The 18888-nt window shown below is 75.3% G+C and carries 15 protein-coding genes; 8 read left to right on the top strand and 7 right to left on the bottom strand.

From position 1 onward, the window contains the following. Positions 1-13 precede the first annotated feature (13 nt). Together CXR04_RS05250 and CXR04_RS05245 are read left to right on the top strand one after the other, a co-directional pair. Positions 14-658, top strand: a complete 645-nt coding sequence (locus CXR04_RS05250; RefSeq protein WP_101420717.1) for an MBL fold metallo-hydrolase — start codon at positions 14-16, stop codon at positions 656-658. 94 nt (positions 659-752) lie between these two features. Then, positions 753-1544, top strand: a complete 792-nt coding sequence (locus CXR04_RS05245) for an exodeoxyribonuclease III (protein WP_199850604.1) — start codon at positions 753-755, stop codon at positions 1542-1544. A gap of 40 nt (positions 1545-1584) precedes the next feature. Here CXR04_RS05245 and CXR04_RS05240 read toward each other — a convergent pair whose 3' ends face one another. Continuing rightward, the gene (locus CXR04_RS05240) at positions 1585-3396 is read right to left on the bottom strand and encodes an SGNH/GDSL hydrolase family protein (RefSeq protein ID WP_101420715.1); all 1812 of its coding nucleotides are present in this window, start codon (positions 3394-3396) and stop codon (positions 1585-1587) included. A 177-nt stretch (positions 3397-3573) separates the two neighbouring features. Here CXR04_RS05240 and CXR04_RS05235 point away from each other — a divergent pair, with 177 nt between their 5' ends. Next, positions 3574-4020 carry a DUF6278 family protein gene (locus tag CXR04_RS05235; protein WP_101420714.1) on the top strand — a complete coding sequence of 149 codons (447 nt, stop codon included), beginning with the start codon at positions 3574-3576 and terminating at the stop codon, positions 4018-4020. Positions 4021-4041: 21 nt separating this feature from the next. Here the strand turns inward: CXR04_RS05235 and CXR04_RS05230 are convergent, their stop codons facing one another. After that, positions 4042-4788: a GntR family transcriptional regulator gene (locus tag CXR04_RS05230; RefSeq protein ID WP_101420713.1), complete on the bottom strand. Its 747-nt coding sequence runs from the start codon at positions 4786-4788 to the stop codon at positions 4042-4044. Positions 4789-4974: 186 nt separating this feature from the next. On the opposite strand from CXR04_RS05230, the gene CXR04_RS05225 reads away from it, so the two are divergent. Beyond that, positions 4975-5928, top strand: a complete 954-nt coding sequence (locus tag CXR04_RS05225) for an IS481 family transposase (protein WP_101420045.1) — start codon at positions 4975-4977, stop codon at positions 5926-5928. Positions 5929-6064: 136 nt separating this feature from the next. On the opposite strand, the gene CXR04_RS05220 is transcribed toward CXR04_RS05225, so the two are convergent. Continuing rightward, positions 6065-6808, bottom strand: coding sequence for a hypothetical protein (locus tag CXR04_RS05220; protein WP_101420712.1), 744 nt, complete (start codon positions 6806-6808; stop codon positions 6065-6067). A 148-nt stretch (positions 6809-6956) separates the two neighbouring features. On the opposite strand from CXR04_RS05220, the gene CXR04_RS05215 reads away from it, so the two are divergent. The 4 genes from CXR04_RS05215 to CXR04_RS05200 all read left to right on the top strand — a co-directional run bounded on the left by CXR04_RS05215 (position 6957) and on the right by CXR04_RS05200 (position 11582). Beyond that, positions 6957-8426 carry a hypothetical protein gene (locus CXR04_RS05215; protein ID WP_101420711.1) on the top strand — a complete coding sequence of 490 codons (1470 nt, stop codon included), beginning with the start codon at positions 6957-6959 and terminating at the stop codon, positions 8424-8426. A 129-nt stretch (positions 8427-8555) separates the two neighbouring features. After that, complete coding sequence (locus CXR04_RS05210) at positions 8556-9398, top strand: nitrilase-related carbon-nitrogen hydrolase (RefSeq protein ID WP_101420710.1); 843 nt, start codon at positions 8556-8558, stop codon at positions 9396-9398. 68 nt (positions 9399-9466) lie between these two features. Beyond that, entirely contained in the window at positions 9467-10693 is a 1227-nt protein-coding gene (locus CXR04_RS05205) for an aspartate aminotransferase family protein (protein WP_101426202.1), read from the top strand. 313 nt (positions 10694-11006) lie between these two features. Continuing rightward, positions 11007-11582, top strand: coding sequence for a response regulator transcription factor (locus tag CXR04_RS05200; RefSeq protein ID WP_324840856.1), 576 nt, complete (start codon positions 11007-11009; stop codon positions 11580-11582). Between the two features lie 47 nt (positions 11583-11629). Here the strand turns inward: CXR04_RS05200 and CXR04_RS05195 are convergent, their stop codons facing one another. The 4 genes from CXR04_RS05195 to lanKC form a co-directional block, all read right to left on the bottom strand. Beyond that, on the bottom strand, positions 11630-13393 hold the full coding sequence (locus CXR04_RS05195) for an ATP-binding cassette domain-containing protein (protein ID WP_101426201.1): 1764 nt from the start codon (positions 13391-13393) through the stop codon (positions 11630-11632). Positions 13394-13551: 158 nt separating this feature from the next. Beyond that, complete coding sequence (locus tag CXR04_RS05190) at positions 13552-15453, bottom strand: ATP-binding cassette domain-containing protein (RefSeq protein ID WP_442802355.1); 1902 nt, start codon at positions 15451-15453, stop codon at positions 13552-13554. Positions 15454-15697: 244 nt separating this feature from the next. Next, a complete protein-coding gene (locus CXR04_RS05185) occupies positions 15698-15814 on the bottom strand; it encodes a SapB/AmfS family lanthipeptide (RefSeq protein ID WP_018837057.1) in 117 nt (38 codons plus the stop codon). Positions 15815-15836: 22 nt separating this feature from the next. Further along, positions 15837-18644 carry a class III lanthionine synthetase LanKC gene (lanKC, locus tag CXR04_RS05180; protein ID WP_101420709.1) on the bottom strand — a complete coding sequence of 936 codons (2808 nt, stop codon included), beginning with the start codon at positions 18642-18644 and terminating at the stop codon, positions 15837-15839. Positions 18645-18888 lie beyond the last annotated feature (244 nt).

Genomic DNA, 18888 nt, shown 5'->3' with positions numbered 1-18888 from the left:
TGTCACCCGCATCATGGAATTGACGAAGAAGGGGCACTCCTGTGTCCGGCTGGCCAAGGACGGCGCGGTGCTCGTCATCGACCCCGGCGGGTACAGCGAGCCGGACGCGGCGGTCGGCGCGGACGCCCTCCTCGTCACGCACGAGCACCCCGACCACTTCGACGAGGGCCGGCTGCGCGCCGCGCTCGACGCCAACCCGGCGGCGCAGTTGTGGACGCTGCGCAGCGTGGCGGAGCAGGTCTCCGCGGCGTTCCCCGGGCGGGTGCACACCGTCGGCGAGGGTGACGTGGTCACCGCCGCCGGCTTCGAGGTCGAGGTGCACGGCCAACTGCACGCCGTGATCCACCCGGACATCCCGCGGGTCACCAACGTCGGTTACGTCCTGGACGGCGCCGTCTTCCACCCGGGCGACGCGCTGACCGTGCCGGACCGGGAGGTCGAGACGCTGCTGCTGCCGGTGATGGCGCCGTGGAACAAGGTCGCCGAGGTCATCGACTACGTCCGCGCCGTCGCCCCCCGCCGCGCCGTCGACGTCCACGACGCACTCCTCTCCGACCTCGCACCCCAGCTCTACGGCCGCATGCTGGGTCCGGACGGCCCCGGCGTGGGCGGCGCGGAGCACATCCGGCTCGAACGCAGCGCGACCCTCACGGTGTAGCCCTCCCCGCGCCCGAGGACTGCGGGGTCAGGGCCGGGCGACGGGATCCCCGGGCCCGGTGTCAGAGGTGCGGGGTAGGTTGTGGAACATGGCTGTGCGCATCGCTACGTGGAACGTCAACGGCATCAATCCCCGGCTGCCCCGCATCCTGCAGTGGCTTGAGGAGACCGCGCCCGACGTGGTGTGTTTCCAGGAGCTGAAGTGCACGGAGGAGGCGTTCCCCGGCGCCGCCCTGGCCGGCCTGGGGTACGAGGCGGCGATCCGCGCCGACGGCCGGTGGAACGGGGTGGCGGTCGTCTCCAAGGCCGGCCTGGCCGACGTCACCCTGGACCTGCCGGACCAGCCGCAGTACGAGGATGCGACCGAGCCGCGCGCCCTGGGCGCGACGTGCGGTCCGGTGCGCGTCTGGTCGCTGTACGTGCCGAACGGCCGCGATGTCGGGCACGCCCACTACGCGTACAAGCTCCGCTGGCTGGAGGCCCTGCGCGCGATGGCCGTGCAAGAGGCCCCGGGCGAGCGGCCGTACGCCCTCCTCGGGGACTACAACGTGGCGCCGAAGGACGAGGACGTCTGGGACATCTCGCTCTTCGGCGGGCACACGCACGTCAGCGAGGCGGAGCGCACGGCCCTCGACGAGCTGCAGAAGTCCGCGGGCCTCAGCGAGACCTACCCGCGCGCGCTGAAGTACGACATCCCCTTCACCTTCTGGGACTACCGCCAGCTCGGCTTCCAGAAGAACAAGGGCATGCGCATCGACCACGTCTACGGCAACGCGGCGTTCACCGCCGCCGTCACCGACTCGTACGTCGACCGGGAGGCGCGGCGGCCGGGCAAGGACAAGAACCCGTCCGACCACGCCCCCGTCGTCGTCGACCTCGACCTCTAGGCCGTCACCGGCCGCCGCGCGCCGGGTGTGACGTGCGGCGCTACGAGCGCGGCACGAGCAGCCCCAGGTCGATCGAGTCCGCCGCCGCCTTCAGCCCCGCGGGCCCGGGGTGGAGGTGGTCGCCGCTGTCGTACGCCGGCAGCAGCCGCTGCGGCCGCTCCGGGTCGCGCAGCACGGCGTCGAAGTCGAGCATCGCGTCGAACTCGGCGTCCGGCCCGGCGGCGTTGGCGCGGATGTACTCGTTGACCGCGGTGCGCCGCGCGTCGACCGCGGGGCTGCAGTCGCCGTAGCCCTCGCACGGCGCGATGGTCGCGGCCACCACCCGCAGCCCGCGCGCCTGCGCCCGCTCGGAGATGCTGCGCAGCCCGGCGATCACCTGGTCCGCGCTGGTGCCCGCGCGGACGTCGTTGATGCCCTCGAAGACCACGACGGTACGGGCCGAGGTCTGGGCCAGCACGTCGCGCTCCAGCCGGTGCTGGGCGCTGACGCCGCCGACGTCGCTGCTCACGCCGTCGCCCTTGTACCGGTCGGTGACGATGCGGTTGGCGGAGATGCCCTGGTTGAGGACGCCGTAGCGGGGCACGTCGTCCTGCGCGCGCAGCCGGCCGGCGAGCACGTCGGGCCAGCGCTGGTTGGTGCCGGTGCCGGAGCTGTGCCCGTCGGTGATGGAGTCGCCGAGCGTGACGACGGAGCCGGGGCCGCCGCTGACGTCGATGCCGGTGAGGAACGGCCAGGTGCCGATGGTGCCGGTGAAGGCACCGGCGCCGGTGTCGGCCGCGCGGTTGCCGCTGCCGTCGCCGCTGATGTACGAGGTCTGCATGGCCAGCGCGTGCACCGGGGCGGCGCTGACGGTCTCCGGCAGGTGGATGCTCACGAGCAGGTTCGACCCGGGCGGCACGGTGAAGCGGGCCGGGTCGCTGACCGCCTCGGCGCCGGCGGCGACCGTGGTGCCGGTCTTGCCGCCGAACGTCAGCGGCACCGGCCGGCCCGCGGTCGCGGCGCCCTCGCCCTGCACGGCGACGGTCGCCTGCCCGAACCGCACCGGGGACGCGGCGAAGGTGTTGGCCAGCCGCACGCGGGTGCGGTCGCCGCCCGCGCCGGCGTGCACCACGAGCCGCAGCGTCCGGTCCTGCCACGGGCCCACGGCGGTGTAGCCGGAGGTGCTGGCGGCCCAGCTCCCGGTCCAGCCGGTGGCCTCCGCCCGTACGGAGGCGGCGAAGACGTGCAGGTCGGACTCGGGGCCCGGGTCGTCGGGCAGGGTGACCGAGGCGATCCGCTTGCCGCGGGTGACCGGCACGGTCACCGCGTACAGCCGGGTCGCCTCGGCCCGCGGCCCCCCGGGGGTGTTGAGCCCCGGCAGGGCCAGCGCCTTGGTGGTCAGCGGCCCGGCGCGCCAGTCCGGCGCGGTCAGGGTGTACGGGCTGGAGCTGCCGTCCGCGTACCGCACGGTGCCGGTGCCGGAGACCCCGGTGCCCGGGCCGCCCGTGGTGGAGCCGGCGACGAGCAGGGACACGGCGTTGCCCGTGCCGCGCAGCGCGACCGACTGGCCGTCGGCGACGACGTTGTCGGGTGCGCCGCGGCCGTAGCGCGGCAGCCGCAGCCCGGCGGCGTCGATGTCCAGCTTGCGCCCGGGTGTCCAGCCGGCGGCGGCCAGGTCCCGGGCGGACAGGGAGCTGCCCGCGCCGTCGAAGTCCGCGGCGCCGGGGTCGGCGTCGTCGCTGACGGCGGTGTTGTCGAACAGCTCCGCCAACGGCTGCGGGCCGCTGGGCCGTTCGGCGGCCTGGGCGGCCACCGGCACGGCGGTGGCGGCGAGTGTGAGCAGGGTGGCGGTGGTGACGAGGCGAATCCGCAAGGTGGCCCTCCGGGTCCCGGTTCGGCGTCTCGACATGACCAGTTATCTCAGGGGGGCGCAATGAAGCTAAAGAGACACGAGTGAACGGTCAAGACGGCGTTCCGGGAAACACCTGGTGAGCGAATCGGATCCGCGCGCCTGTGGTGCTCCCGCCTGCCCGGATGCGAGGGTGGGGGCATGAACATCTCCTTCCTCGACAACTGGCGTAGACGGCACGGTTCCGGGCGTGAGCAGCGGACGTCGCACCCGGACACGTCGGTCGACCAGGAGGGCGTCACCGAGCTGCTGAGCGAATGCGAACTGCTGCGCGTCCAGGCGGAGTCGGCGGGCGTCGAGCTGGACGACACCCCGCGCTCGCTGGAGGAGCTGGACCAACTGCTGCCGCGCTGGCGGGACGACCCGGAGATCACGCCCTGGCTGGGCAGCGACGCGGGTCTCTACCTGGGCACGGTGATCGTACGGACGATCGCGGGCGCGCAGTGGGTGATCGACGCGCAGGACGGCGCGCCGGTGGTGCGGCTGTCCTCGGGGCGGGAGATGGACGTGCTGGAGATCGGCGCGGAGTGGGCGGCGACCGGGGCGCCGGAGCTGTCCCAGATGTACGCGGAGGTCGCGGAGGGCTGACGCGCGCGGCGGGCCGGCCCGTCAGCCGGTGAAGGCGATGTCGTACTCCAGCCGCCAGCGGTCGGCCCGCACCACCGCCTCGGAGGTCTCCACCGCCCGGCCGCGCTCGTCGTAGTGCGTGCGCTCCACCGTCGTCACGCACTGCCCGGGCGCGCAGCCCAGGGCCTCCGCCTCCGCCGTCGTCGCCGACCGCGAGCCGACCAGCTCCGTGGCCCGTACCACCCGGATCCCGATGGCCGCGAACCGGCCGCGGACGCCCCGCCTGGCGTACGGGCCGCGCTCGGGGAAGACCACGTCGGTGCCCTCGGTGAGCGCCAGCGGCTCCCAGCTCACGGCCAACTGCACCGGCTTGCGGTCGGCCAGGTACTCGTACTGCGTGCACATCACCCGGTCGCCGGCCGGGATCCCGAGCCGGCGCGCGGCCTCCCGCGGCGCGGGCGCGGGCGTGGAGACCGCCTCCCAGGTCAGCGCCACCCCTTCGGGCACCAGCCGGGCGGCGAAGGGGGAGTCGACCGCGCCCGTGCTGCGCAGCAGGCTGCCCACGGGCCTGCGGTCGGCGACGAACACGCCGCGGCCGAACTGCCCCTGGGCGTAGCCGGCGGCCTTCAGCACCCGCACGGCCCGGTCGACGGTCTGGTCGCTCGCCGCGTACGCGCGCTTGAGCTGGGAGCGCGATGGGATCTGCGCCCCCACGGACAGCTCGCCGCCGTCGATCCGCTCGCGCAGATCGTCGGCGATGCGCTGGTACACCGGCTTGGCATCGCCCATACCCGGGGGCTCCTCTCCCGCAACTCGCCCGACAGGCTAGGTACTCAGGGAGCGAATGCGTACCTAGGTGTTCTGTCCGGGGAGGTTGTGGACGGGTGGGCGAGGTCTCGGCTGTGGGATCTTGAAGAGGTGAGGGCCTTCCTGTTCGGTGTGGATTGCGACATCTACACCAACAGAAAGACCCTCATGCCACACCGTAATGCACCCCTGACCGAGACTGGCCGGCTGCGTCTGGCCCGCTGCGTGGTCGAGGACGGCTGGCCCCTGCGCCGTGCTGCCGAGCGCTTCCAGGTATCGCCGACCACCGCACAGCGGTGGGCCGACCGCTACCGCGCGTGTGGTGAGGCGGGCATGGCCGACCGCTCCAGCCGCCCCCGCCGCTGCCCGCGCCGGACCCCGACCCGCACCGAGCGCCGGATCATCAAGGTCCGCGTCCTGCGCCGCTGGGGACCAGCCCGCATCGCCCACCTGCTCGGTCTGATCCCCTCGACCGTGCACCGCGTACTGACCCGCTACCGCCTGGCCCGCCTGACCCACCTGGACCGGGCCACCGGCCGCGTCATCCGCCGCTACGAACGCGACCGCCCCGGCGAACTGGTGCACGTCGACATCAAGAAGCTCGGCAACATCCCCGACGGCGGCGGCCACAAGGTCCTGGGCCGGCAAGCCGGCCGCAAGACCCGCAAGAACGCCGGCTACAGCTACCTCCACACCGCCGTCGACGACCACTCCCGCCTCGCCTACAGCGAAATCCACACCGACGAGAAGAAGGAGACCGCCACCGCCTTCTGGACCCGCGCCCACGCCTTCTTCACCGACTGCGGCATCACCGTCGAGCGCGTACTGACCGACAACGGCGCCTGCTACAAGTCGCACACCTGGCGCGATGCACTCGCCGACGCAGGGATCACTCACAAGCGAACCCGGCCCTACCGGCCACAGACCAACGGCAAGGTCGAACGCCTCAACCGCACCCTGCTCGACGAGTGGGCCTACGCAAAGCCCTACCGATCAGAACAGGAACGACGCGACGCCTTCCCCACATGGCTGCACACCTACAATCACCACCGCGGACACACCGCGCTGAAGGGCCAACCACCCGCCACCCGCGTCCCCAACCTCTCCGGGCAATACACCTAGGTCCTGTCTGGCACATGGCGCCGTCCGCCCTCCGGGCGGCACAGGCGCGATGTGCCAGACAGGACCTAGGGTCGGCACCATCGCCGCGGCGGCCGCCGGGCGTGCGCTCCGGCCGCGCGGGCGCGGCGGGGCGGGGTCACGACTTGCCGTGCTTCCCGTTCGGCTGGGCCGGCGGCGTCTGCGCCTGCTTGGTCACGTCCCCGACGAGTTCCACCACATCGGGTCCGTACGACTGCGAGTTGACGACCTTCAGCAGCAGGACGAAGGAGCTGCCGCCGTACTTCCGGTGCAGCCGGCTCTCGTTCTTCACCAGATAGCGCATCGCCGCCTGGTTGGTGATGGAGCGCTGGCCGCAGGAGAGGAAGACCGGCCTGGCCTCCTGGCCCGCGGACAGCCGGGCCAGCAGCACGTGCTCGCTGACCCCGTTGTCCAGCCGGTAGCGCTCCGTGCCCACCGCGAACGCACCGCGGTCGGGGCCCGGCTCGGGGTCTGTGTTGATCCGTACCCCCGGCAGCAGGGACTGCATGTGTGCGGCCATACGGCGGTTGGATATCGGGGTGCCGACGCAGAACTCGGTGCGGTCGCCGAACGCCTGCTGCGCGGTGTCCTGCGCCACGACCTGCGCGTGCGCCCCGCAGGACTTGATCACCGCGGACAGCTCCAGCAGGGCGAGCGCGTCGTGCTTGGCCACGCTCCAGTCCCCGCCGCCGGCGTCCCGGTTCACCACCACCAAAGCCTCCGAGTTGCGCGGCAGCCCGAAGAAGCGCTCCCGGCGTCGGTGGCGGCGCCCGAGGAGGGAGCCGCGCGCGTACCACCCGAGCGCGGCGCCGACCACGAGACCGGCGACGGCCGAGACGAGGACGAGGATGGGTTCGCTCATGACGGGGCATGCTAGCGGTCGTCCGCAACATTGTTCGAGGCCGCTGCCCTCGGGTTCCGTTTACCGCCGTCGCAAAGCCCCCGTAGCGCGGACGAAATAAAGCGGGTGTCGAATGCCCGCCGTGGCGGAACAATCGCAGCCGCCGGAAATGGCGGAATTCGCACGATTCTTACGGCAGATCACGGGATGGCTGGACGAACGGTCCGGCTGGTACGGAGTCTTTCGCCGCGGCGATCCCGACGGGCTGCGAGCCTGCCTGGACGGCTCCGTTTTGCCCCCGTGGGATGTCGTCGAGTCGCTCCTGCACGACCTGGCCGGGCACGCCGGCCGGCGCACGGCGGACGCGGCGCTGCCGCGCGCCCGCGACCTGCACCGCGCCGCGGTCGCCGCCCACGACGCCCGCCGCCCCGACCGCGCCGCCCTGACCGCGGTGCTCCGCGCCCGGCTCGCGGAGCACCGCGCGGCGGAAGACGGCGCCGAGCGGCTGCGCGACCGGCTGGCGGTGGAGCGCGACCCCTGGACGGCGCAGCAACTGGAGGACGAGCTGGCCTGGGTGCGCGACGACGCCGCCCGCGCGTCCGCCCGCTGTACGGAGCTGCGCGGCCGGATCGAGGCGCTGACGCGGCAGGCGGCGGGGCGGGAGCCCGTGCCACCGCCCCCGGCGGTACTCCGGGGCGCCCGCTTCGCGGGAGCCGCTTCGGCGCCGCCGCCGGTGCTGCCCGTCGTGGGTGGCACGTACGAGGGCGTGCTGCCGGGCGCCGCCGGGAGCGGTGCCGGGCCTGCCGCGGGTGCGGCCGGTGCCGGTCCGCTGCCCGGTTCCGGCGGTGCCGACGGGTCCGGCGCCGAGTCCGGCGCAGCCGTGCCGCCCCCGCCCGGGAGCGCCCGGTTCCCGGGCCCCGGCGCCGAGTGGGCGGGCCCGCCCGCGGTCGGGGCCCCGGAGCCCGCCGCCGGTGCCGCCGCCGTGCCTGCCGTACCGCCGCCCCGTGGCGCCCGGTTCGCCGGCGCCGGCTCCGGGGGCGGCGGGCGGCGCCGGCAGGACGCCGCGGAAGCCGACCGCGCCGCCGCCCGGCGCGCCGCGGCTCGCCGGCTCGCCGGCGAAACCGCCGCCGCCGTGGCCGCCCTGCGCGACGCGGGCCGTACCGGCGAGGCGTACGCCCGGCTCAGCGCCGCCGCGGCGGGCCCGCCGGAGGCGCTGCCCGACCTCGCCGCCGAGCTGGAGCGCACCGCCGGTCCCGCCGAGGTGGCGACCCTGCTGTGGGAGGCAGCCGCGCTGCCCCCCGAGCGGCTGACCGGAGCCGCGGACGCGTTCGCCGCCGCCGGCCGTTCACGCGAGGCGCTGCAACTCGTCCGGCACGCCGCCGCCCGGCCCGTACCCGAGCTGGCCGCGATCCTCTCCGCCCTCCACCGCGCGGGCCGCGACCGGGAGTCGGAGGAACTGCTCGCCGCCTTCACCGGCGCCCGCAGCACCGACGAGGCCGTCGAGCTGGCCGGGGCCGATCCCGGGCGGCTCGTGCCGCAGTTGCTGCGCGCCGCCCGCCGCGGGCCCGCCCAGCGGCACCGCCGGCTCGCCCATGCGATGCGCTCCGCGGGACTGCCCGGTGCGCCCGAATCCGCCTGACCCGGGCCGTTCCGGCCTCCCGGCGTACGGTGCGCCGCTCTTGCCAGCGCCACCGCGGCGACTTACGTTCAGAGATCCGCCCGGCTTCTACGTGCGTAGAGCCTCCGGCGTCCCGTCCGAGGAGCAGCCATGGCCAACGTTGTACGCGCCGCACTCGTCCAGGCGACGTGGACCGGCGACACCGAGTCGATGATCGCGAAGCACGAGGAGCACGCGAGAGCCGCCGCCGCCCGCGGCGCCCGCATCATCGGCTTCCAGGAGGTCTTCAACGCCCCCTACTTCTGCCAGGTGCAGGAGCCCGAGCACTACCGCTGGGCCGAGCCCGTACCGGACGGGCCCACCGTCGTACGGATGCAGGCGCTCGCCCGCGAGACCGGCATGGTCGTGGTCGTCCCCGTCTTCGAGATCGAGCAGGAGGGCTTCTACTACAACACCGCGGTCGTCATCGACGCCGACGGCACGGTCCTCGGCAAGTACCGCAAGCACCACATCCCGCAGGTCAAGGGCTTCTGGGAGAAGTACTACTTCAAGCCGGGCAATGCCGGCTGGCCGGTCTTCGACACCGCCGTCGGCAAGGTCGGCGTCTACATCTGCTACGACCGGCACTTCCCCGAGGGCTGGCGCGCCCTCGGCCTCGGCGGCGCCCAGCTCGTCTACAACCCGTCGGCGACCTCCCGGGGCCTGTCGGCGTACCTGTGGCAACTGGAGCAGCCCGCGGCGGCCGTCGCCAACGAGTACTTCATCGCCGCCATCAACCGCGTCGGCGTCGAGGAGTACGGCGACAACGACTTCTACGGCACGAGCTACTTCGTCGACCCGCGCGGCCGGTTCGTCGGCGACGTCGCGAGCGACAAGGAGGAGGAACTGGTGGTGCGCGACCTGGACTTCGGCATGATCGAGGAGGTCCGCCAGCAGTGGGCCTTCTACCGGGACCGACGCCCGGACGCGTACGGGGACCTGGTGCAGCCGTGAGCGCGGCGAACGGCGGCGGCGTACACCGCGATCTGCTCGCCCGGCACCGGGCCGTCCTGCCCGACTGGATGGCGCTCTACTACGCCGAGCCCATCGAGATCACCCACGGCGAGGGCCGGCACGTCTGGGACGCCGAGGGCAACCGCTACCTCGACTTCTTCGGCGGCATCCTCACCACCATGACCGCCCACGCCCTCCCCGAGGTCACCAAGGCGGTCGCCGAGCAGGCCGGCCGCATCCTGCACACCTCCACCCTCTACCTCAACCGCCCCATGGTGGAGCTGGCCGAGCGCATCGCGCAGTTGTCCGGCATCCCCGACGCGCGGGTGTTCTTCACCACCTCCGGCACCGAGGCCACCGACACCGCGCTGCTGCTGGCGAGCACGTACCGCGGCTCCAACCAGGTGCTGGCCATGCGCAACAGCTACCACGGCCGCTCCTTCACCGCGGTCGGCATCACCGGCAACCGCGCCTGGTCGCCCACCAGCCTCTCGCCGCTGCAGACCCTCTACGTCCACGGCGGCATCCGCACCGCGGGCCCCTTCGCCGACCTCGACGACGCCGCGTTCATCGACGCCTGCGTCGCCGACCTGCGCGACATGCTCTCCCAGACCCGCGGCGTCGCCGCCCTCATCGCCGAGCCCATCCAGGGCGTCGGTGGCTTCACCTCCCCGCCCGACGGCCTGTACGCCGCCTTCCGCGAGGTGCTCGCCGAGGAGGGGATCCTGTGGATCACCGACGAGGTGCAGTCCGGCTGGGGCCGTACCGGCGACCACTTCTGGGGCTGGCAGGCGCACGCGGGCAACGGCCCGCCGGACATGCTCACCTTCGCCAAGGGGATCGGCAACGGCACCTCCATCGGCGGCGTCGTCGCCCGCGCCGAGATCATGAACTGCCTGGACGCCAACTCCCTGTCCACGTTCGGCGGCAGCCCGGTCACCATGGCCGCGGGCCTGGCCAACCTCGGCTACGTCCTGGAGCACGACCTCCAGGGCAACGCCCGCCGCGTCGGCGGCCTGCTCATCGAGCGGCTGCGGGCCGCGGCCGCGGGCGTCGCCTCGGTGCGCGAGGTACGCGGCCGGGGCCTGATGATCGGCATCGAGCTGGCCACCCCCGCGCACGCCGCGGCGGTGCTGGAACACGCCCGCGCGGGCGGCCTGCTCGTCGGCCGCGGCAAGGCCGGCGAGACCCTGCGCATCGCGCCGCCGCTGTCCCTGACCGTCGCGGAGGCGGAGGAGGGCGCGGCCGTTCTCGAACGGGCCCTGCACGCCGCCGCCGCGGAGACCGGCGGCTGACGGGGAGTTCGCACGCACGAGGGCCGGCCGCGGCGCGGGAGCGCGCGGCCGGCCTTCGGCTTTCGAGGTTCGGGCTTCGGGTTTTCGGTTTTCGGTTTTCGGTTTTCGCGCTTCTGGTTTCGGGTTTCGCGGGCTGACGGCTGTCAAGGGCCCGGAGGGGGGCGCGCGGTCGGTCTATCCACCGGGTTGTGCGCCCTTCTCGCACCACGATGTCCGGAACTACGCGCACAAACCGGCGGTGTCTCCGTGTATTCATAAGCGGACCGACCGTGACCCCGTCGGGCTCGGTTGCGGGTGACGAGGGGGGCGCTCAGTGATCCGCGTGCTTCTGATACACGACACGATGCTCATCAGGTCGGCGCTGGCCGCCTTGCTGGGGGGAGAACAGGATCTCGACGTACTCACGACGGCGTGCCGCCACGAGCGAAGACCGGCGGACGACTGGCAGGCGCAGGTGTGCGTGGTGGACGGCGACGGCGCGTGGTCCGGGCTGCCGGACACCGCCGCGGAAAGGGTGGTGATCCTCACCGAGGCGGGCCGGCCGGGGCTGCTGCGGCGGGCCTCGCAGGCCGACGTGCGGGGCTTCGTCAGCAAGGACTCGGCGCCGGAGCGGCTGATCGCAGGCATCCGGCGGGTGGCGACCGGTGAGCGGTACGTCGACGAGGCCCTGGCCTGGGACTTCCTCAGGGCGGCGGACATGCCGCTGACCGGCAGGGAGCAGGCGGTGCTGGCGGCCGCGGCGGAGGGGGCCCCGGTCGCGGAGATAGCGGCGGCGCTGCACCTGGCGGGCGGCACGGTCCGCAACTACCTCGCCGCGGCGATCCGGAAGACGGGCGCGCGCAACCGCGTCGACGCCATCCGCATCGCGGACAGTGCGGGCTGGCTCTGACCGCCTTCCCGTCCGCCCGGGGCAGTCGACACGGGCGGACGGGAAGGTCAGCTTCGGGGTGGCGTGTGTACGAGCCGGGGGGCGCCGGTCAGTTCGCGGTAGAAGGGCGAGCGTTCCAGCAGTTCGCCGTGCGTGCCCGCCGTCGCCGACCGGCCGTCCAGGACCAGCACCCGGTCCGCCCGCGCCGCCGACGCGACGCGGTGTGCGACGACCACGAGCGTGCCGCCGGGCCGCCGCGCGAACGCCCGCTCCGCGACCGCCTCCGCGGCCGGGTCGAGATGGCACGTCGCCTCGTCGAGCAGTGCGAGCGGCGGCGGCGCCAGGTGCGCGCGGGCGAGCGCGAGGAGCTGCCGCTCCCCGGCCGACAGCTCCGCGGGCCGCAGCAGCGCGTCCAGCCCGCCGAGCCGGGCCACGAGCGGCGCCGCGCCGACGGCGTGCACGGAGCGGTCGAGTTCCGTGTCGCACACGGGGGAGGGGCACAGATAGGCGAGGTTGTCGCGGAGGCTGCCGCCGAACACGTACGCCTCCTGCGGCAGCAGCACCGGGCGGCAGGCCCTCAGCACCTCGCCGTCCCCGGGCACCACGAGCCCGGCCGCGAGGCTCGCCAGCGTCGACTTCCCGATGCCGCTGGGTCCCACGACGGCGAGGTGCTCCCCGTCCCGTACGACGAGGTCGAGCCCGCGGAGGACGGCGCCGGAGCGGGGCCCGTACCGGAAGGACACCCGCCGCAATTCGAGCGCCACACCGGGGGCGAGGGGGCGGCGGGTGCCGGGCGGGGTGCCGGGTGCCGCGCCGGTACGGGGCCGGGGGAGCCCGGTCCCGTCGCCGGCCCCGGTGCCCTCGTCCCCGCCGTCCCCGCCGGCCGGGCGCGGGGGGCCCGCGGCGTACAGCCTGCCCGCCACCACCGTCAGCCGGGCGCCCGTGCCGCCGAGGCCGAAGACCAGCGACTGCAGCGCCGGGAGCAGCGCCTGCGTCAGGTACGCCAGCGCGCCCACCAGCGCGCCCGCCGTCACCCCGCGGGCCAGCAGCCACGGCGCGGCCAGCAGCAGGGCCAGCACCGGGAGCCGGCCGCCGACGCCCACGGCGACATCGCGCATCGTGCCCCAGCGCGCGAGCGCCGTCGCGGCGGCCAGTTCGGCGTCCACCCGGGCCCGTACGGCGTCGCCCGCGCGCTGCTCGCCGCCGCAGGCGACCACGTCGCGCAGGCCGTCCACGACCGACCCCAGCCCGGCGGCCAGCGCCTCGTCGGCGGCGAGGAAGTCCCGCTGGCAGCGGGACAGCGGACGCAACGACCAGCAGAAGACCGCCAGTCCCGCCGCCAGCGGCGGCAGCACCACGAGCAGCAGCGGCGGCGCCAGCGTCAGCAGTCCCAGCAGCGCGGCGGCGGCGGTGACGACGAAGGACCGGGTCACCATCACGAGCCCCGCGAAGCCGTCGCGGGCGATCTCCACCTGGTGCGTGAGCCGCGACACCGCCGCCGGCCCCTCGGCCCGCGCGCGGGCCGCCGCGCGCTCCAGCGCCCCGGTGACGACGCGCCGCACGAGGGTGTCCCGCAGATCCTCGGTCAGCCGGGCGACGGCCCCGTACACCCGCAGCGTCCCGAAGGCCCCCACCGCGACGCCCACCGCGGCGGCGGCGAGCCAGGCGAGCCCCACCCCGGGACGGTCGGCCAGGAACCCGCGGTCGACGGCCCGCGCGAGGGCGTGCCCGAGCAGGAAGGTCTGGAGCGCCTCGACGGCGGACCACCCGGCCACCGCGCAGACGACCCGCCGCCTGCGGCGCAGGAACCGCAGCCCGGCGGGCACGAGCACCCGCAGCCCGGGCGCGGAATCGGAGGGGCCGGTCCGGGGGGCGACTTGGCCCCGGCCGGCGGGGCGGTGCTCGGTGTCGCTGTCACGCATGGGCGGGCTCCTCGTGCGGCCGGGCACGGTACGCGGGGGTGCGGGCACCCGTTGCCCGGGAAGTGCGGTCACGCATCGGGCGGCTCCTGCGACCACAGGGCGCGGTACGCCGGGTCGGCGCACAGCTCCGCGTGCGGGCGCAACGCCCGGACCCGGCCGCCGTCCAGCCACGCGACGAGGTCGGCGCGCGCCGCGGTGCCCGCCCGGTGCGCCACGACCAGCCGGCTCCGGCCCGTGCCGGTGCGGAGGGCGGCGCCACCCCCCTCGGCTTCGCCCTCCGCACCGCCCCCGCCGTGCCGGTCACCCGCGCCTCCCGCCGAACCGGGCACGGCACCCGGCCCCGCACCGGCCCCCGCCAGCAGCGCCCGCTCGATGCGGAGTTCCGTGGCCGCGTCGAGTCCGGAGAGCGCGTCATCCATGATCAGCAGCCGCGCGTCGCGGGCGAACGCGCGTGCAAGACCCAGGCGTTGCAGCTCGCCGCCGGACAGCGGCGCGTCCGCCGCGGGAGTGGCGTAGCCGGCGGGGAGTGCGCGTACGAAGGTGTCGGCGTCGGCGGCCTGCGCCGCCGCGGCCACGCGGCCGGCCGCGACCGGGGTGCGTGGGTCGGCGTACGCGAGGGCCTCCGCGACCGTGCCGCCGAGCAGCGCGGGGCGCGCGAACGCGTAGGACACCGCCGCCCGCAGCTCCGTGCGCGCCAGCGCGGCCAGCGGCACGCCGTCGAGCCGGACGTCGCCCGCGTCCGGGTCGGTGAGCCGCCCCGCCACCGCGGCGAGCAGCGACTTGCCGGCGCCCGAGCGCCCCACCACCGCGACCGTCGCGCCCGCCGGCACCGTCAGCTCCAGCTCGTGCAGCACGGTCCGCCCGCCGCGCCGCACCGTGACCCCGCGCAGCTCCAGCCGGCCGCCGCCGTCCGCCGGTGCGGCGTCGTGCCCGTACGGGACCGGGGGCAGCCGCAGCACCGGCGTCAGCCGCCGCGCGGCCGCCCGGCTGCGTACGAGAGTGTTGACGTGGCCGACGAGGACGCCGATGCCGCCGGCGAGCATCGCGTACCGGCCCGCCGCCAGCAGCTCGCCCACGCTCAGCCGGCCGGCGCCGAGCCGCAGCCCGGCGACGGCCACGACGGCGAGCTGCAGCAGCGGCACGACGACGGCCGCCTGCGCGGTGGCGCGGCCCTGCACGTGCCACATCCGGTGGCCGTGCCGGCTCAGCTCCGGCAACGGGCCCAGCGCGCGGCGCCGTTCGCGGCCCACGGTGCCGGCGGCGGCGATGGTCCGCGCCCCGGCCAGGGCCTCGGCCAGCCGGGCCGCGATGGCGGCCTGCGCCTCCTGGTAGCGCGTCACGCAGTCGCCCGCGCTGCGGACGAACGCGCGCAGCAGGAGGACGAGTACGGGGGTGCCGACGCCGAGGACGACGGCGAGCCAGGGGTCGATGACGGCCAGCGCGACGAGCGCGCCGACCGGGGTCAGCAGGGCGCCGAGGGTGGACGCGGCCGCGGCGGGCGCGGCGCCGGCGTGGGCGGCGTTGCCGGTGGCGCGGGTCACGAGGTCGCCGGTGGCCAGTTGGGCGGCGCGGTGCGGCTCGGTGGCCAGCGCGGCGCCGAGCAGGCGGCGGCGCAGCCAGGCGGTGGTCCGGGCGGTGGTGACGCCGTTGAGCACGGTCTCGGCGGCGTCGAGGAGGATGGTCGCGGCGGTCAGCGCGGCGCACAGGGCGAGGGCGCGGGGGGCGTCTTGGGAGTCGGCGAGCAGCCGGTCCAGGGCGACGCCGAGCGCCGCGGGCAGGGCGAGCGCCGCGCCCGCGGCGGCGGTGGTGACCAGGCAGAGCGCGGCGGTGTACGCACCGCTGTGCCGCCCGGCCCGCAGCAGCAGCCGCCGCGTCCCGTCCGCGGCCGTCTCCGGCCCGCCGTCCACCGGATCCGCTCGCCGGCCGCCGGCGCCGTCCGACGGGCCTCCGGCCGCCCGGGAACCGTCCACGAGTTCCGTCCCTTCCCCGCCGGACTCCGGTGGCCGCGGCCCAGCCCGTACGGCCCTTGCGCGCTCCGGTGTGCTCGGCCCTGTTTCTCCGCCCGCTGCTTCCCCGTGCCGCCGGCTGCCGTGCCGCCGACTGCCGTTCCCCCGTCCGCCGTTCCGCTCCTCCCGCCGTCCGCCGCCCCGGCAAGGCGACCGCGCGGCCCCGGGCGCCGTCGTGTGCGCCCGGGGCCTCTTCGGTGCGGGAAGGTCAGAGGCAGAGCAGCACGCTGTGCGAGCTGTGCTTGCCGCACAGCAGGCTCAGGCTGCTGTCGCCGCCGCCGGTCTGCTCGGAAGCTTCCAGGGCCTGAAGGTCGAGAAGCGCCATGATGTCTCCTTGGTTCACTCGGTTACTGCCGGGACTTGCCGGATGGTGCTGGTACTCCGGCCCCGTCGTGGGGCCGGTCCGCCCGTCGTCCGCGCCGGTGCGCGGGCGACAGGAAGGGCAGGCCGGCGTCGCTCCCGGGCTGCGCCGCGGCGAGCGCGAGCAGGCAGCCGGCGGTGCCGGTGGCCAGGTCCATGGACAGCCGCATCATCTGGTCGCCGGGGAAGGCGAGCCCGCCGCCGTACGGCAGGGCGTACCAGGAGAGCGCGGCGGCCTGGGCGCCGAGGTCCGCGGCGCGGACGCCGGGGGTCGCGGTGCGGCCGAGGTGCAGCAGCATCCCGGCCCGCCCCTGGAACAGGCCGGGTTGGGCGTAGTAGCGCATCCGGACGGCGGGCAGGACCGCCGCGCGCGCCGCGGCGAAGTCCTCGTCGTCGCGGTGCCCGAGGTAGTCGTCGAGCACGGTCGCGATGCCCGCGCTGCCGTCGCCGAGGTACGGCATGGTGCGGTGGCCCTCGTCGACGACGAGGCCGCCGGTGCGGTCGGTGCGGCAGCGGTCGAGGTCGCGGCGGAGCGCGGTGGCGGCGGCGTCCAGCAGCGCGGGGTCGCCGGTGCGCTCGTACAGCCGGACGAAGAACAGCGCGGGCCCGGTCCAGCCGCGCAGCAGCCCGGCGCGCTCGCCGCCGCGGGCGGCGGGGGTACGGGCGGCGCCGCCGTCGTACGCCGGGCCCGCCGCGGCGAGCCGGTCGGTCAGCAGCGTGGCCGCGCGCAGGGCGTGGTCGTGGAGGGACGGCTCGCCGCAGGCGGTCGCGAGGTGGCCGAGCACCAGCCCGGCGCCGGCGAGCCCGCCGTGCAGATGGGAGGCGAGCGCCTGCCAGTTCTCGGCGAGCACCTGCTCGACGAGGTCGAGCGCCCGTTTGCCGTGCCCGAGCCGCTCCAGCACGTACGCCACCCCGAGCAGGCCGTCGTACAGCCCGAACGGCGTGCCGCGGGGCGGTGCGGCGGTCCGCTTCAGCAGCCATTCCTCGCCGGTCTCGCTGCGCGGCGCGCCGGCCTCGGCGAGCGCGTACAGCACGCCCGCGGCGCCGAACGAGATCCCGAGGCCGCCGCCGTCGTCGAACTGGGCGACGTCACCGGGGAAGACGCGGTCGTCGCGCTCGGGGGTCGCGGAGGCGGCCAGCGCCCGGGCCATGGCCGCGCGGCTGCTCGGCCAGTCGTCGGGCTCGACCGGCAGCAGCGGCCCCCCGCCGGCCGCCGCGCCGGGTCTCGCGGCCGGGACCGCCGCCGAGTCGGGCGCCGGGGCCGCCGTACCGTCGGCACCGCCGGCCCCCGCCTTCCCGGTACGCGCCCCCGCCCCCGTTCCCCCGGTGATCTCCTCGACCGCCTCCCGCAGGAATTCCTCCGGCAGCTCGGGGAACTGCTCCGCCGCCACCCGCGCCAGATGCGCCGCCTTGCGCCGGTCGACGGCCAGCAGCGTCGTCATCGGCAGGAACAGCGCGATCCGCAGGCAGGCCAGCGCGTAGCGGTCGATCGCGAAGCCCTCGCGGTCCGCCGGTGCCACGTACCCGGGGTGCGCGACGATCTGCCGCGGCCCGTCCGCCACCGGCGCCGCCGCCTCGAAGTCGACCAGCGCCACCGACACCTCGGCCGCCCCCGCCGCGCCCGCGTCCGCCTCGCCCGCCGCCGCGTCCGCCTCCGGCGCGACCATGATGTTGAACATGTGCAGGTCGTTGAAGCCCAGACCGCGCCCGTGCACCGCCGCGACCGCCCGCTCCACCGCCCCGTGCACCCGTACCGCCCAGCGGGTGTACGACGCCACCTCCGCCGGGTCCGGCCGCGCGGCCAGCAGCGGGTGGCGCTCCGCGAAGAAGGAGTTGAGGGTGCGGCCCGGCAGGAAGTCCATGACCAGGAAGCGGTGCCCGCCCAGCTCGAACCAGTCGCGTACGCCCGGCGCGACGCCGAGACCGGCCAGCCGCTCCAGCGCGGCCCGCTCCCGCTCCAGCCGGGCCACCGCGTCGGCCCCGTCGGCGGCGAGGCCGGCGTGCGGCCTGGCCTCCTTGAGCACGACCTGTGCGCCGTCGCGCAGGTCGGTGCCCGCGTAGACGCCGCCGCCGTTGGAGAAGTGCAGGGCGCGCTCGATGCGGTACGGCAGGCCGGTGGTGGTCGTGGCGTTGCGCGCGGCCAACTCGGGGGCCAGGAAGCCGGGCAGCGTCACCCAGTCGGGCACGCTGAACGCCGGGTCCTTGCGGTCCGGGACGAGCGTGCCGTCGGGCCCCTCGACGGCCGGGACCAGCGTCCCGTCGGCGCCGACGCAGTAGCGCGGGGCGAAGCCCCCGTAGCGCACGTGCAGCGGGCCGTCCTGCCAGCGCAGGTCGGTGAGGATGTACGGGCCGTCCTCCGCGCCCAGTTGCCCGCCCAGTTCGCGCAGGAGCGTGTGCAGCATGGCGTCGTCGCGCGGATAGATCGTGGCGAACTTGCCGCTGATCGTGCGGCTCGCGTATTTGGAGTTCCGGAGATAGAGGAGTTGCTTTCCCGGCACGAATTTGAACGGAATACTCCGCGGCACGCAGTAGTCCCAGATGCGCGTGCCGATGCGGTCCGCGTTGTCGAGGCGGGCCGAGACGTGCACCTTCCAGCCCTGCTCCGGCCAGTCGCGATCGGCCAGGGGCTGCAACTGCCGCCAGTCCCCCGACCAGGCGTCGACCCATCCGTCCGGCGTGTCCCGGCGGGCGACGGAGAAGAGCGCGACCGAGGCGCCGGCGCCGCCGGACAATCGGTCCGGAGTTTCGTAGAAATACTCGTCGGCCAGGCAGAACGCCTCGTATCGCTTGTCCATTTCCCCCCAAGGCCGTCTCCTTGACTGCGCCTGTGAAGGATTTCAGCCGGGCGGGCACCGGCAGTAGTCACCGCTGTCACGAAGAAGGCGTGCAGAACGCACGGGTACGGCGTGCCGCGGGCACGGCCGGGGCGTCCGGCGCGCGCCACGCGGTGGCGAAGGGCGGCTGCCGCGGTATTGCCGAGCGCGGTGCCATGCTTCTACGGTCTTCGCACGCAGCTCGACTCTACGGGTGTAGACCCCT

It is taken from the genome of Streptomyces sp. CMB-StM0423 (assembly GCF_002847285.1).
Taxonomy (GTDB): Bacteria; Actinomycetota; Actinomycetes; order Streptomycetales; family Streptomycetaceae; genus Streptomyces.
The sequence above is the reverse complement of the archived record's forward strand: the minus strand, read 5'-3'. Positions and strand labels throughout refer to the sequence as shown.

Coding starts and splice junctions, on each gene's coding strand:
- CXR04_RS05250 (WP_101420717.1), top strand. CDS start 14: ATGGAATTGACGAAGAAGGGGCACTCCTGTGTCCGGCTGGCCAAGGAC.
- CXR04_RS05235 (WP_101420714.1), top strand. CDS start 3,574: ATGAACATCTCCTTCCTCGACAACTGGCGTAGACGGCACGGTTCCGGG.
- CXR04_RS05230 (WP_101420713.1), bottom strand. CDS start 4,788: ATGGGCGATGCCAAGCCGGTGTACCAGCGCATCGCCGACGATCTGCGC.
- CXR04_RS05225 (WP_101420045.1), top strand. CDS start 4,975: ATGCCACACCGTAATGCACCCCTGACCGAGACTGGCCGGCTGCGTCTG.
- CXR04_RS05220 (WP_101420712.1), bottom strand. CDS start 6,808: ATGAGCGAACCCATCCTCGTCCTCGTCTCGGCCGTCGCCGGTCTCGTG.
- CXR04_RS05215 (WP_101420711.1), top strand. CDS start 6,957: ATGGCGGAATTCGCACGATTCTTACGGCAGATCACGGGATGGCTGGAC.
- CXR04_RS05210 (WP_101420710.1), top strand. CDS start 8,556: ATGGCCAACGTTGTACGCGCCGCACTCGTCCAGGCGACGTGGACCGGC.
- CXR04_RS05205 (WP_101426202.1), top strand. CDS start 9,467: ATGGCGCTCTACTACGCCGAGCCCATCGAGATCACCCACGGCGAGGGC.
- CXR04_RS05185 (WP_018837057.1), bottom strand. CDS start 15,814: ATGGCGCTTCTCGACCTTCAGGCCCTGGAAGCTTCCGAGCAGACCGGC.
- lanKC (WP_101420709.1), bottom strand. CDS start 18,644: ATGGACAAGCGATACGAGGCGTTCTGCCTGGCCGACGAGTATTTCTAC.